The organism is Acutalibacter sp. LFL-21 (assembly GCF_025630755.1).
In the GTDB taxonomy this organism is placed as follows: Bacteria; Bacillota; Clostridia; order Oscillospirales; family Acutalibacteraceae; genus Acutalibacter; species Acutalibacter stercoravium.
Map to the genome: position 1 here is coordinate 220,850 of NZ_JAOTNT010000001.1, position 13,186 is coordinate 234,035.

At 58.5% G+C, this 13,186-nt stretch carries 9 protein-coding genes; 5 read left to right on the plus strand and 4 right to left on the minus strand.

Going from position 1 to position 13,186, the window contains the following annotated elements; genetic code table 11:
* The first annotated feature begins 662 nt into the window (after positions 1–662).
* From ODJ80_RS01005 to ODJ80_RS01020, 4 genes are all read left to right on the plus strand, one after another.
* On the plus strand, positions 663–1,169 hold the full coding sequence (locus ODJ80_RS01005) for a carbohydrate ABC transporter permease (RefSeq protein WP_263040529.1): 507 nt from the start codon (positions 663–665) through the stop codon (positions 1,167–1,169).
* A 45-nt stretch (positions 1,170–1,214) separates the two neighbouring features.
* Complete coding sequence (locus ODJ80_RS01010; protein ID WP_263040530.1) at positions 1,215–4,145, plus strand: glycosyl hydrolase family 28-related protein; 2,931 nt, start codon at positions 1,215–1,217, stop codon at positions 4,143–4,145.
* 65 nt (positions 4,146–4,210) lie between these two features.
* On the plus strand, positions 4,211–4,765 hold the full coding sequence (locus ODJ80_RS01015; protein WP_263040734.1) for a class II fructose-bisphosphate aldolase: 555 nt from the start codon (positions 4,211–4,213) through the stop codon (positions 4,763–4,765).
* A 14-nt stretch (positions 4,766–4,779) separates the two neighbouring features.
* The gene (locus tag ODJ80_RS01020) at positions 4,780–5,271 is read left to right on the plus strand and encodes a DUF4867 family protein (RefSeq protein ID WP_263040531.1); all 492 of its coding nucleotides are present in this window, start codon (positions 4,780–4,782) and stop codon (positions 5,269–5,271) included.
* A 148-nt stretch (positions 5,272–5,419) separates the two neighbouring features.
* Here ODJ80_RS01020 and ODJ80_RS01025 read toward each other — a convergent pair whose 3' ends face one another.
* On the minus strand, positions 5,420–6,898 hold the full coding sequence (locus ODJ80_RS01025; protein WP_263040532.1) for a response regulator: 1,479 nt from the start codon (positions 6,896–6,898) through the stop codon (positions 5,420–5,422).
* A gap of 190 nt (positions 6,899–7,088) precedes the next feature.
* Positions 7,089–8,801, minus strand: coding sequence for a cache domain-containing sensor histidine kinase (locus ODJ80_RS01030; RefSeq protein ID WP_263040533.1), 1,713 nt, complete (start codon positions 8,799–8,801; stop codon positions 7,089–7,091).
* A 180-nt stretch (positions 8,802–8,981) separates the two neighbouring features.
* Here ODJ80_RS01030 and ODJ80_RS01035 point away from each other — a divergent pair, with 180 nt between their 5' ends.
* The gene (locus tag ODJ80_RS01035) at positions 8,982–10,475 is read left to right on the plus strand and encodes a hypothetical protein (RefSeq protein WP_263040534.1); all 1,494 of its coding nucleotides are present in this window, start codon (positions 8,982–8,984) and stop codon (positions 10,473–10,475) included.
* A 73-nt stretch (positions 10,476–10,548) separates the two neighbouring features.
* Here the strand turns inward: ODJ80_RS01035 and ODJ80_RS01040 are convergent, their stop codons facing one another.
* Positions 10,549–12,297, minus strand: coding sequence for a glycoside hydrolase family 13 protein (locus tag ODJ80_RS01040; protein ID WP_263040535.1), 1,749 nt, complete (start codon positions 12,295–12,297; stop codon positions 10,549–10,551).
* A gap of 84 nt (positions 12,298–12,381) precedes the next feature.
* Complete coding sequence (locus ODJ80_RS01045) at positions 12,382–13,155, minus strand: ThuA domain-containing protein (RefSeq protein WP_263040536.1); 774 nt, start codon at positions 13,153–13,155, stop codon at positions 12,382–12,384.
* Positions 13,156–13,186 lie beyond the last annotated feature (31 nt).

The following is a 13,186-nucleotide window of genomic DNA, read 5'->3' on the forward strand; positions in this document are numbered from 1 at the left end:
AACGGGGAATTTCCTTGGGGGCTTTACTCGGGGGCGCTGGTGTCCAGTGGACACCGTTCAGCGCCGACCGAACCGGCAGGTGAGACTTCCACGACATTCCATAGAATTTGGGTCTCGCGTGCGCGCGCGTGGCGATTAGGGAAAACGTAGGAAGCGCCGCTGCCTGTGGGACAGAAGTGCGGGTTTAAAATGTGCGCCTTTCCAGAAAATGGGGAGGCGCTTTTCCCGTACCCGCAAGCATCGCCGGTGGACACCCGGCGGGGATCACGTTGTCATGGTACGCGGGGAAAGTGTGCAAAAGTGGACACATAAAAAAAGCCCCCTCCCCTCTAGCCCCCTGGATCTCCACCCCGCTGGCTTTTGGAGCTGATGGAGAGAGTGTGAAAAGCCGCCGGTTTCTGTTCAAGGATTTGTTCAAGTTTTGTTCAAGAAAGTTACCAAAAAGCGGCGAATATCAGCGCACGCCAGAAAAAGAGAAATCGTTGAAAGCCGCATAAAACCTGGATTTCCCGAAGGGGCCTGCGGCCCGGTGGGCCGCGTCCAGGCCCGACCGAGGCGGCAGCCGAGACCGTAGGTTCAAATCCTGCCCCCGCAACCACGTCGCGGCGAACCCTTGTGGTTCGCCGCATTTTTCTGCGCAAAATGCGGCTTCACCGTTCGGGTTGGTCTCACCTGCCGGTTCGGTCGGTGCTGGACGCGCCCCACTGGGGCGCAGCACCGCTCCTCTCCGCGAAAAGTCACGCTCGGCTCGGCTGCTCGGTTGCAAGCGCCCTCGCTTATGGTATGAGGCTGCCCGGATTGACGGTGCGGGAGAGCTGCGCATCCTGATCCGGGTGGTCCTTCCCATGTCCATCCCCATCATTGCCACACTGGCCCTTTTGGTGGGCCTGGCCTATTGGAATGACTGGCTCAATGGTCTATACTATATTAGTGACGACCGGCTGTTCAGCATTCAGGTGCTATTGAATCGGATGCTTTTGGATGTACAGTTCCTGATGAGTAACAGCGACGCGGCCAAATCCCTCCAGCAAAACGAGGAATTTGTGCTGCCCTCCACAGGCATCCGTATGGCGGTGGCCGTGATGGGCGCGCTGCCCATTCTGGTGGTGTACCCCTTCTTCCAGAAATACTTTGTAAAGGGCATCGTCATTGGAGCAGTAAAGGGTTAAATTACAATTCCGGCCGGGCCGGAATTTGGAGAGGAGTTTACCTATATGATGAAGCAGTATCGTTTTGCCCACACCCGTTCTGTCTATCCCCTGCAGCTGGACGATCCAAAAGCTGTGGTACTTCACGTAGACGGCTTGACACCGGATGCGGAAGGCGTGTATGATGTGACTGAGCGGCTGCAGACTCTGCTGGACAGCGTAAAACAGCAGGACAAGCGGGGAATCGTGCTGATCCCCGAAGGGACTTACAGCGTCAGCCGGACCATTTACCTGCCCCGGGCTGTGCGCATGATCGGCTTTGGGAAAAACCGGCCGAAGTTCGTCCTGAAAAAGAACACCCCCGGCTTTCAGAAAGCCCCCCAGGATGACAAGGGGGAGGCCGTGTACATGTTCTGGTTCACGGGCAACATGCCCCGGGTGGAAGGGCGTATTCAAGACGCCAACGCCGGCACTTTTTACAGCGCCGTCTCCAACATTGACTTTCAAATTGAAGAGGGGAACCCCGCCGCCGTGGTGATGCGGGCCCACTTTGCCCAGCATGGCTTTGTCTCCCACTGTGTGTTCGACATTGGCCAGGGCAAGGCAGGCATCTTTGATGTGGGGAACGAAATGGAGAACCTGGTCTTTCTGGGGGGAGAGTACGGCATCTACACCACCAAATGCTCTCCCGGCTGGCCCTTTGTCCTGGTGGAAAGCGCCTTTTCCGGCCAGCGGAAATCCGCCATCCTGTCCCGGGAGTGCGGCCTGACGTTCAGCCATGTGGAGTTCCAGGACGTTCCCGCCGCCGATATCGTGATGGACGGCTACTGGGAAAAGCTGTTCTGGAAGGACTGTGTGCTGGAGAACATCTCCGGCCCGGCCATCCAAATTTCCCGCGAGGACAACAGCTGCACCCAGATCAACCTGCGGAACCTCTGGTGCAGCAATGTCCCCCAGCTCCTGCTGGGCAGGGAGAGCGGCCAAGTGACCCAGGGCAGCTCTGGCGCCTACCTGCTCCACAGCCTGTTCCACGGAGATGACCTGACCCTGGGCCAGCAGGAGCCGGAACGGAAAACCCTGGTGGAGCTGGAGCCTCTTCCTGAGGCGCCCCATTTCCCCCGGGAGATCCAGGACCTGCCGCCCCAGGAGACCTGGCGCAATGTGCGGGACTTCGGCGCGTTGGGAAATGGTGTGGCAGATGACACAGCCGCTCTGCAACAAGCACTGGACCAGTGCGATACCGTTTACCTTCCCCAGGGGATCTACCTTGTCCGTGACACCCTGCGGATGCGGGAGGGGAACGCCCTCATCGGCCTGAATCCCATTTCCACCCAGCTGGTCCTCGAGGAGAACAGCCCCGCTTGGGCCGGGATGGGCGCCCCCAAGGCGGTTCTGGAGACCAGCCGGGGCGGCTGGAACCTGGTCAATGGCCTTGGCATCGACACCGCGTCCCGCAATCCCCGGGCCGTGGGCTGCAAGTGGATGGCCTCTGCCGATTCCTACATGAACGATGTGAAGTTTGTGGGCGGCCATGGCCAAATCACCCAGCAGCAGGAAAACGTGCCCGTTTACAACCCCTCCCGCACAGCGGATGTGGACCCGGACCGCCCCTGGGACTCGCAGTACTGGAGTTTGTGGATCACCGAAAATGGCGGAGGCGCCTTTAAGGATGTGTGGACCGCCAACACCTATGCGGAAGCTGGGTTTTTCGTCTCGGAAACCGAAACCCCCGGCGTGATGTACCAGGTGTCCATCGAGCACCATGTGCGCCATGAGGTGCTCATGCGCAACGTGGCCAACTGGCAGTTCCTGTGCATGCAGACAGAGGAAGAAGTGGCCGAGGGGCCCTATTGCCAGCCCTATGAGCTGACCAACTGCCGGAATCTGCTGTTCGCCAATTTCTACTCCTTCCGGGTCATCTGGGTGGACAACCCCTATCCCAGTGTGGTGCGGGCCTGGAATTGCCAGAACTTGGAGTTTCTCAACTGCCACAACTTCACCCAGATGAAGTACACCATTGAGAACCTGTATGTGGACGGCAACACCGGGGAACGCGCAGGCTTTTGGCAGCTGGGGCGGCTTTCCATCCCCCAGGCGGCAGCGCAGAAAAAGCTGCCCGGGGCCAAGGGCGAAATTGCCAAGCTGGCCTCTGGCCTGGATTGCGTGGACGCCCTGTGCCAGGCGCCGGACGGCAGCATCTATCTCTGTGATTCCCGGCTGTACCGCATCTACCGCTGGGACCCCGTATCCCAAACCCTGGCCCTGCTGACCAGCCAGCACTTCCAGCCCCTGTCTCTTGCCTGCGACACCCAGGGCCGGCTGCTGGTGGTCACCGAATACCAGCCTGTGAAGGGGTCCACTGTGGACGGCGTGGAAGAGCTTTCCACCGATGAGTTCGGCGCGGACACGGGCGGCGGGTGCTATTACCCCTTCTTCTCCCATGACAGGCGCATTCGGGTTTGCGCGTTAGACCCCCGGGCGCCAGAAGCCTCTATGGAGCTGCTCCCCATTGTCCCCTTGGAAGAGGCAAAGCCAGAGGTGCTCTACTACCCTGCCAATCAATGGAGGGACAGCGGGGACATGATGCGCTCTTTTGAGAAGAGGGACACCCACTGCTATCTGGCTCCCGATGGGAAAACCGCCATTGTTCACAAGCCCGCTCTGGCCCGGGCCACGGGGCTGACGCCCCTCCGCCCCGGGAAGGCTGCTTACCTGGTGGACGAGTACAACAAGTGCATTGTGCAGGTGCAGGTGGAAGAGGGGTTTGTCCTTTCCAGCCCGAGGGTGTGGGCCGAACGGGGAGAGTATGGCTTTGCCATGACAGAATCCGGCGAGGCCTATGTCCCGGACTGCTTGCTCTATGTGTTCCGCAACGGGGAAAAGGTAGACGCCATAGGACTGGGAGACCGTCCTGCCTGTGTGCTGGAGGCTGGTCCAGACAAGGAGTATTTGTACATCACCGCCAGACGGGAGCTGTATGCCCTCCGGCTGAAATAAGCGCGCAGAGGGCCGCTGCCCCATGGCGGCAACCACCGGAGTTTTGCAAAATTTGGGAGGCGGAGCTGGGCCATGTGGGGTCCGGGGCAAATGTGGATGACATTGTCAACGCGGACCACTACACCAACGTGGAGCAGGCGGTGGAGTTCGTGGAGCGGACCGGGTGCGGGTCCCTGGCGGTGGCGGTGGGCAACGCCCACGGGGCCTACGTCCAGACGCCCAACCTGGACTTTGAGCGGATCGCCGAGCTGCTGTGGCACTGCGGGCCCTTCCCCTACTCTCTGAAGGACTCTGGCTGCCAGGCCCGGCTGGTGGGCGGCCAGGAGCGCTTTGAGCTGAAGAAGGGGGACATCACCGTGTGCCGGTTCGATGACTGTGATGGGAAGTACTACCTGTTCGGCGGCGAGGGCCGGGCGGTGGACGGACCCCAGACCAACGGCACTTATGTCTGGTTTGAGACGGACAACTGGAAGCGCTGGGAAGAGAAGCTGATGTTCGGCCCCTACATCCACCATGTGGGCGGCATTTACGGCAACTACAAGCCCGTCCTGCGGGAGGCCGCGCGCTATCTCGGCCTCATCTTCGATGACGCCGACGAGCAGGGCGTTTACAGTTTGTGAGGGAGGGATGTGTTATGAGAGAGATACATCCCCAGGCCCTGGACCGGGAGGCGTTCCGGCCCTACGGCGACTTTATGGACCTGCTGCGTGTGCCCCAGATCGAGAGGCGGGAGGGGGACAACATCTTTGCCCCGGACCTTTTGAAGCTCCATTTGGACGGGCGGATGCCCGCCTCCGTGTGCGTGGCGCGGGTCTCGGAATGTGAGAGGGTCATCTCCGCCCTGGAGTACCACCAGTTCACCTGCGAGGGCATCCTGCCCCTGGATGGGGACATTGACATCTTTGTGGGGCCCTCCAGCTTCCGGGTGGACCCGGAGACGGTGGTGGCCTTCCGGGTGCCCAAGGGCACTTTTGTCCGCCTCAACCCTGGCGTGCTCCACGGCCGCCAGTTCGTGGTGGACTCCCCAGAGGTCAACGTCCTCATCCTCCTCCCCGAGCGCACCTTCGGCAACGACTGCACCTTCTTCCCCTTGAAGGGCGAGGAGCAGATCCGCATTACACTGTGAGGAGGGCTTTCCGGCTGGCGGGCTGACCGGCCTCTTTGGCCCTTTTACAACGAGGGTTGGTTTTCAACCCCTTACAAGCAGCAAAAAGCATCGGACATTCCGCCCGATGCTTTTTGTTTTGAGATTTTTCAAATAAAACCCCGTCCCCTTACGCCCGTGCCTGCTTAGGGGAAACGTGAAAATACTGTTTAAACGCGCGGGAAAAGGCGTACACGCTTTCATAGCCCACCAGGGCCGCCACATCCTTCATCTTGATAGAAGGGTCCTCCTGAATCAAACGCTTGGCCTCCCGCATCCGCACCGACACAACGTACTCGGAAAAGCTTTGATGCATCTGTTCCTTAAACAGGCGGCTAAAATAGGTATAGCTGACCGAGACCTTTTCCGCCACCTCATTCATGCTGATTTCCCGATTAAAGTTTTTCTCCACATATTCCGTGGCCGTGGACAGAATATAGGCGTACTTATCCGTGGAGACGCGGCTTGCGGCCTCCACCTGCTTCAGAACGCCGTCCAAATATTCCCGCATGGCCTCTAAACTGCCAAACCGGCTGAAGTGCGGGAAGGGCTCCAGCTCCATGTGAAAGCCAGACGCCATCTCTTGAACCTGGGAGACCCAATAGGTGTAAAAGCTGCGGATCTCTTCGGGAAAGGGCTCCTCTTGAAAAAAGGCGGGACAAAAGATCCTCTGCAGCCATTCCGAGATTCCTGAAAAATTCCGGCTTTGAAAGGCGGAATGAATCCTGGACTGATACCGGGGCAGACGGCTTCTTTCTGCGGACCATTGGGGAGAGGCGAAGCGAATGGAAAAATCCTCCAACAGCCGGTAAGCCATGGTGTACCGGGCCTCTTTGTAAAAAGTTGGATATTCCTCCAGAGACGTGAAGGGGCAGCTGACCGCAAAACGGATGTCCACCCCCCGAGAAGCGCTGTACGCCCGGCAGGCCTCTAAACACGCCTTGACCGGCGCCTGCCTGCGGCTTTCCGTATTCAAAAACAGGAGGCCCTCTCCGTTTGCGGTTTCTATGGGGTAAAGCGCAACGCCCGCCGGCTGGTTCTCTTCGCAAAAGCCGCGCAGCAGCTGCGGGCCCTGGTCCTCCCCTGTTCCAAAGCTCCAGGCCACCCAAAAGACCGGATGGGGAAAGGCGCAGGGCGGCTCCTCTTTTCTCCCCTCAAGCAGCCCCTTTGCCCATTCCCCCAAGGCCGTCTGGGGCTGCTGCCGCGGGGAGCTCTCCTCTTGGCAGCGAAGGTTTTCCGCACATTTTAGCAGCACCTCTTGGATCTGCACCAGCTTTACCGGCTTCAGCAGATAATCCACCACACCGCAGTGCAAAGCGCCCCGCATATACTCATAGTCGTCATAGCCACTTAACACCACCAGCTGAATTTCCGGGCGGGAACGGCTCACCTCCCGCACCAAGTCCAGCCCCGAACGATAGGGCATTTGGATATCGCTGATCAGCACATTGATGGGCCGGCTGCGCAGAAGGTCCCAGGCCTCCTGCACCGAATGGGCCGCCGCCACCTCTTGGACACCCAGCCCGTTCCCCTGATCCACAATCTGGATCTTGCGCCGCATAGCTGCGCACAAAAGAGGATCATCGTCCACAATTAGAATGGAAAGCATCTTCTCTTCCTCCTTTTTCCTCCTGGCAATCCTTTCATTTCACCCCGCCTGTCCCCGCGGGAGACCCCCGCATCACAAACAGCCCCGCCTTTTTCCGTTGAGTTTCTCAACGGAAAAAGAGGGCTAGCCCTCTTCTGGCTTATTTGCTTTGAAGAATCCACCCAAAGGCACAGGGCTTCCGCGCCGGCTCTCACTCTTGCTGGCCCAATAAAATAAACATGCTGGTATACCGCCCCCTTCTGCTTCGCAGCACCAACCTGTCATCTGAGCGGGAAAATATGCGCAGCCGGTCGTTGATGTTCTCCAGCCCAATCCCGTGCTCCTTCTCATGGTGCAGGGCCAGCGCGTCATAGGGCTGGGCAAACTTCCGGTTCATGGCTTCCACCTGCCCTGGCTCCATCCCCTGGCCGTTGTCACGCACCCGCAAAATCAGCCTCTTCCCCACTTTCCGGGCGCTGACCACAATGAGGCGCTCCGCGTCCGGCGCCTTGCCGGCGAAGCCGTGCTCAAAGGAATTTTCCACAATGGGCTGGAGCAAAAACCGGGGAATGGGCAGGTTTAAAAGCGCCTCCGCCGCATGGACCCGCAGCACCACGCTGTTCCCATAGCGGCACCTTTGCAGGCTCACATAATTTCTCACATGGTTCAGCTCCTCCCGCAAAGGCAGCATGGTGCTGGAGGCCGTGGTGTTGTAGCGGATCATCTGGGCAAAGTCGCACATGGTGTCCGCCACCTCATATTCCCCGTCCAGTGTAAGCTTTCCCGCGAACATGTCCAGGGTGTTGTAGATGAAGTGGGGGTTGATCTGCAGGAGAAGGGCCTTCAGCTGGGCGTCCTTATAAGCGGTCTCCTTTTGGATATTTTCCCGCATCAGCACGCGCATCCTGTTCAAAACCCGGTTGAACTGTTCTCCAATCGTGCCAATCTCATCCCTGCGGTCAACCGCCAGCGCCCCGTGGAAGTTGTCCCCGGCAATGCGCTCTATATCGTCCCCATACCGGCGCAGCCGGGCTATGATGGAGCGAACCAGCGAATAAAACAGGGACAAAAACAGGAAGGAAAGGATTCCCATAAACGCCAGCGTAACCAGGGAATTTTTCTGCAGGATTCCATGCTCGCCCGCGGAAAGTGCCACCCCCACCTGCAGGGGAAGCCGGTCCAGAGGGGCGGAAAAATACCGCACCGGCCCGCGGGGGACCTGGCTTTTGGGGAACAAAAAGCCTGGCTCTGTCTCAACATTGGAAAACTGCGGCCGGTTTTCCTCATCCAGCAAAAACAGGGCCGTGCCCCCTTCTTGGGGCTTGCCAATCTCTGAAAACAGCTTTTCGCCCCGCATTTTCACCAGCAGGAAGCCCTCGCTTTTGCGGGAATCCGCTATAATGGGGCACAGGTAATACAACACCTGTTCTCCGTCCTGCGCTTTTACATACCAGAGGTCCTCCCGGCCATCCTCTGGGATTTTTAGAAGGAGCTGCTCTGGCGCAGAGTCCCTATGATACACCGTGCTGTACCCCTCGGGAATGCTGGTGTTGTCCGTTAGAAGGAAAATCCGGTCGATAGGCGGGGACACCGTGTTCCCCACCCCCTGCAGCAGGGGGAGCACCGTTTGGGTGTACTCCTCGTAGGAAGCAGCCCCGGTATAATCGTGGGAAAGAAAAGAGATCAGCCTTCGGTTGGAGGAAAGCGCGTGCACCAGCATCTCCACATGGTCCAGCTTTTCATTCACATCCTGCACCACCATCCCCAGCATATACTGGCCGCTTTGAGAAAGCTGCTGTTCATACTGGACGGCAAAGGAGCCAAAATTCCACAGCAGCAAAAGGGAAAAGGGAAACGCGATCAAACCCAAGAAGGCCCAAACAATCTTGTGGGAGATTTTCAGCCCATCCCACCAGCGTTTCATACACATCCCTCCCTTCGTCAACGCTGGGATAGCACCTTGCAATTTTACAGTTTTGAAGGATTCCACTAGACTTTTCTCTGATTTTCGCTTATGATTTAGTGTATCAAAAACTATAGCGGTTTCCTATAAGATTTTTGTGGTTTTCCAATTGCTGTGATAAAAAAACAAGAGGTGGGATCCATGAACCATTTCCACAAGCTCTCCCTTTGGCTGCGCCGCAGGCGCAGAACCTGCTTTGCCGCCGCGGGAATTGCGGGCCTTTTGGTTTTAACCGCGTTTACCTTTGTTCACTCCCGCAGCGTCCCTTTCAAGCCCCTTCCCACAGAACCAGAGCCCGCTTTGCGGTGGGTGTTTGTCACCCCCAATGGAGAGGGCAGCCCCTCTTACCAGGCGCTCTTCCCCACCCAGGAGGAGTGCGCCCAGCTGGCTGGCATGCCTGTTGAGCTCACCTTCTGCACCATGGAAAAATTTCTAAACATGAACACGGCCGGGCTGCCCGTGGACCTGGTGACCTGCTGGTACACAGACTCCAGCTTTAAGCGGCTGGAGACCGGCGGGGAGTTCTGGCCTCTGCAGGACCTGCTGGATCAGCAGGTGCCGGGCTTCTCCCTGCCAAAAGATTTTGTCCTGTGGTGCGGCAATCTGCTGGGAAAAGTCTATGCGTATCCCCATACGGACACCGTCCTCTCCCCAGAGGAACCCGAACAGGCGGACACTGTCCTGATCGCGCGGCGCGACCTGCTGGAAAAATTCCACTGGGAACGCACGGACTTTGAGAAAAAAGAAAGCGTTTTAGAGCAGCTGAAAACCATCCGAAAAACCTCTCCCGAGCTGACGCCCTGCTATTTGGAGCTTTCCAGCCTGCAGCAAATGTTCGGCGCCTCCCCGGTCTCCGGCGGCGAATGGGAGGACCCCTTCTTCCATCCAGCCACCCTGGAGGCACTGGAATACATGAACACCCTTTACCGGGAGCGCCTGCTTTCCCCGGATGTGTTTACCCTCAGCGAGGATACCCTGCTTTCCCAGCTGGAGGAGGGGGAGCTTTTCCTAGCCTCCTCTTCCGGGCTGGGACGCCTGCTGGCCCAGCTGCCGGAAAACCACCCCATCTTAAAGCAGTATGAAGCCATCTCCCCCATTCGCTCCGATTCCGGCCGGGAGCCCGCCTTTGCCAACAACTTTGACGAGCAATACCCCTCCACCCTGTTTCTGAAGGACAGCCCTCATCCCCAGGCCCAGGCCCGGCTGCTGGCAGGCTTCTATCTCCAAAATATGGAGCTTTCCCTCCAGCAGGAAGAGGCCCTCCGGGCGGCAGGGCTGGAAACCTTGCTTGACCAACAGCCCAAGCCGCAGCCCGCCTCACCGGAGGAACCCTATGTTGTGCCCATCACCCACTATGAGATTTTGTTCTCCCACTACTCCAACACACGCTTGGCCGCTGTGGCAGAACGGAAAACCGCCTATTGCCAAACGCAAGTGGTGCGCCTGGTAGAGGACTGCTCCCCTGAGGAGGTGGAACCGGAATACAACCAAATCGTACAAGCATTGCAAAGCGGGGAGTACCGCCTGCTGCTGGACTGGAAACAGACCCGCTATCAAAAGGCCCTGGATCTTTTGGAGGAACCACAGCTGGAATTTCAGCCGCCGGAAGGCGAAGCCCTTTCCGAAGGCATTTAACGAAGCAAAGCCGCGCCTTCAACCAAGCGTTGAAGAGCGCGGCTTTTGCCATTCCCTATTGGGAGGAACCCCCTCACGCGGTGGGCTCTAAGCGAACCAGCGCGGCGGCGCCGGGGGCCAGCGGGATGGAAAGGCTTCCCCCCGTAGATTCATAGACATTCCCCTCCAAAAGGTCCGTTCCTCTGCCCTGCCAAGGCAGTGTATAGGTCTGGGGGGCGTCTGTCTGGTTGATGGCCGTGAGGACCGTCTCTGTTGCCGTCGCCCGCTTCATGGCGAATACCTCGCCTTGGGAACAGAACCGGAGCGTACCCTTTTGCAGCGCCTCTGACTGGAGACGGGCCCGGATCAGTTTTTGATACATCTGGAACAGGGGCTGGTCCCAATGCTCCTGGTCCCAGTCGAAGGCGGCGCGGCAGCCCGGGTCCATTGTCCCTGTCATGCCAATCTCTGTGCCATAGTAGGTGCAGGGCATCCCGGGATAGGAGTATTGGAAGACCGCCGCCGCGATCAGCCTGTTTATATCTCCCCCGCACTCGGTGAGGAACCGGGGCGTGTCGTGGCTGTCCAAAAGGTTCAGCATGGAGAAGTTGGCCTGATCCGTATTGCGCATCCAGGCACGCGTCAGGCGCTCCTGCAGCTCCTGGGGATGGATCTTCCGCTGGGCAAAGTACAGCACGCAAGCCCGCTGGACCTCATAGTTCATCACCCCGTCAAACTGGTCTCCCCGCAGCCAGGGCTCCGCGTCCCACCAGTTCTCTCCGATGATGACGGCCTCTGGATTGATGCCCTTGACCGTCCTGCGGAATTCCCTCCAAAAGTCACTGTCCACTTCATCGGATACATCCAGCCGCCAGCCGTCGATACCCGTGCGGGTCCACTTTGCCACAGCCCCCAGAAGATACTCCTTGACCTCTGGGTTTTGGGTGTTCAGCTTGGGCATGCCGGGCCCTATGCCAAACCCGTCAAAATTGGGGGGATCCAGCGTGACAGGGAAGGAATGGATGTGGAACCAGTCCTTGTAGGGAGAGGCTTCTCCATGGCGCAGCACATCCTGGAACTGCCGGAAATAGAAGCCGCAGTGGTTGAATACGCCGTCCAGCATAATGCGGATTCCCCGCCGGTGGGCCTGCTGCACCAGCTCCACCAGGGTGGACTCGTCCCCAAAATGGGGGTCAATGCGGGTGTAGTCGATGGTGTCGTACTTATGGTTGGAAGTGGCCTCGAAAATGGGGGTCAGGTAAATGGCGTTCGCCCCCAACTCTGTCAGGTGGTCCAGCTTCTGAACCACACCCTTCAAATCGCCGCCCATAAAGTTAGAGGGGGTAGGCGGCGTTCCCCAGGGCTCTGTCCCCTCCGGGGAAAGGGCGGGGTCTCCGTTCCAAAAGCGCTCGGGGAAAATCTGGTAGAAAGCCGCGCTGCGCACCCATTCAGGGGGCTGGTGCACCTCCTGCGCGTGGATATAGGGGAACTGGAAATGGAGGAACTCCGTGCGCTCCCCATCAATATTGACCGTATGGGGATTGTGGAAACCGCTCTCTGCGTAGACCAGGCACTCCTCCCCGCTGGAAATCTCAAAATAGTAGCCCAAGCGGGTGTCTTCACAGCAGTATGTGGCTTCAAAATAGTCGAACAGCGCGTCGGAGCCTGTCTTTTCCATGGGAAAGCGCTCTCGGGTCTTCCACAGGTACTGGTTTCCAATCACCAGCCATGCCTGCTCCACATCATCTTTGGCGGTGCGCAGCCGCACATGGAATTTTTTGGGCGCCAGCGGGTAGGCATAGGCGCTGCTTTTGGGAATATGCAAAATTGCCTGAAGCTTCAAAATAATACCTCCTTGCGTTCCTGAAAAGGGCCCCTGCGGGACGGATGCCGCCAGCCACAGGGGCCCGCTTCACGGGACTCTTTCTCAAGTGATGCTTTTCTGCTCATGGAGCCCCTGCACACTGTGCTCCATTTTCCCCTGCACAGGCACAACCGGCGGGGGATTGCCAAAGGTCGTATTGGGGAAGCGAATGGGCGCGGCCCACTTCACCGCGTTGATGATCACATGCTGGATCTCCGGCTGGTGGTAGATGGGGAACACCTCGTGGCCGGGGCGGAAATAGAAGATCTTTCCCTTGCCCCGGTGCCAACAGCACCCGCTGCGGAACACTTCTCCGCCCTCGAACCAGCTGATGAACACCTGCTCGTCCGGCTGGGGAATGTCAAACCGCTCGCCGTACATCTCCTCGTGGGGAATGATGATCTTCTCATCCAGGCCATCGGCGATGGGATGGCTGGGGTCCACTACCCACAGGATCTCCTTCTCCCCATCTTCCCGCCATTTCAGCTTCCATGTGTCCGTACCGCACAGCTTTTGGAAAATTTTCGACGCGTGTCCGGAATGCAGGACAATGAGCCCCATACCCTCTAAAACCCGCTTATATACCCGGTCCACAATTTCGTCTGCCACCTCATGGTGGGCCATGTGCCCCCACCAGATCAGCACGTCGGTGTTGTCCAGCACTTCCTGGGCCAGACCGTGCTCCGGCTCCCGCAGGGTGGCGGTGCGCACCTCCATGCCCGCGTCCTTCAAAAAGTCCGCAATGCACCCATGGATGCCCTTGGGGTACACCTCTGCCACTTCCGGGAACTGCACCTCGTGGAGGTACTCATTCCAAACTGTAACACGAATTGCCATCTATTCAAAACTCCTCTCCGAAACCTGCTGC

Excerpts from the sequence above, each read along its gene's own strand:
- ODJ80_RS01010 (WP_263040530.1), top strand. The coding sequence starts at position 1,215 with ATGATGAAGCAGTATCGTTTTGCCCACACCCGTTCTGTCTATCCCCTG.
- ODJ80_RS01020 (WP_263040531.1), top strand. The coding sequence starts at position 4,780 with ATGAGAGAGATACATCCCCAGGCCCTGGACCGGGAGGCGTTCCGGCCC.
- ODJ80_RS01025 (WP_263040532.1), bottom strand. The coding sequence starts at position 6,898 with ATGCTTTCCATTCTAATTGTGGACGATGATCCTCTTTTGTGCGCAGCT.
- ODJ80_RS01030 (WP_263040533.1), bottom strand. The coding sequence starts at position 8,801 with ATGAAACGCTGGTGGGATGGGCTGAAAATCTCCCACAAGATTGTTTGG.
- ODJ80_RS01035 (WP_263040534.1), top strand. The coding sequence starts at position 8,982 with ATGAACCATTTCCACAAGCTCTCCCTTTGGCTGCGCCGCAGGCGCAGA.
- ODJ80_RS01045 (WP_263040536.1), bottom strand. The coding sequence starts at position 13,155 with ATGGCAATTCGTGTTACAGTTTGGAATGAGTACCTCCACGAGGTGCAG.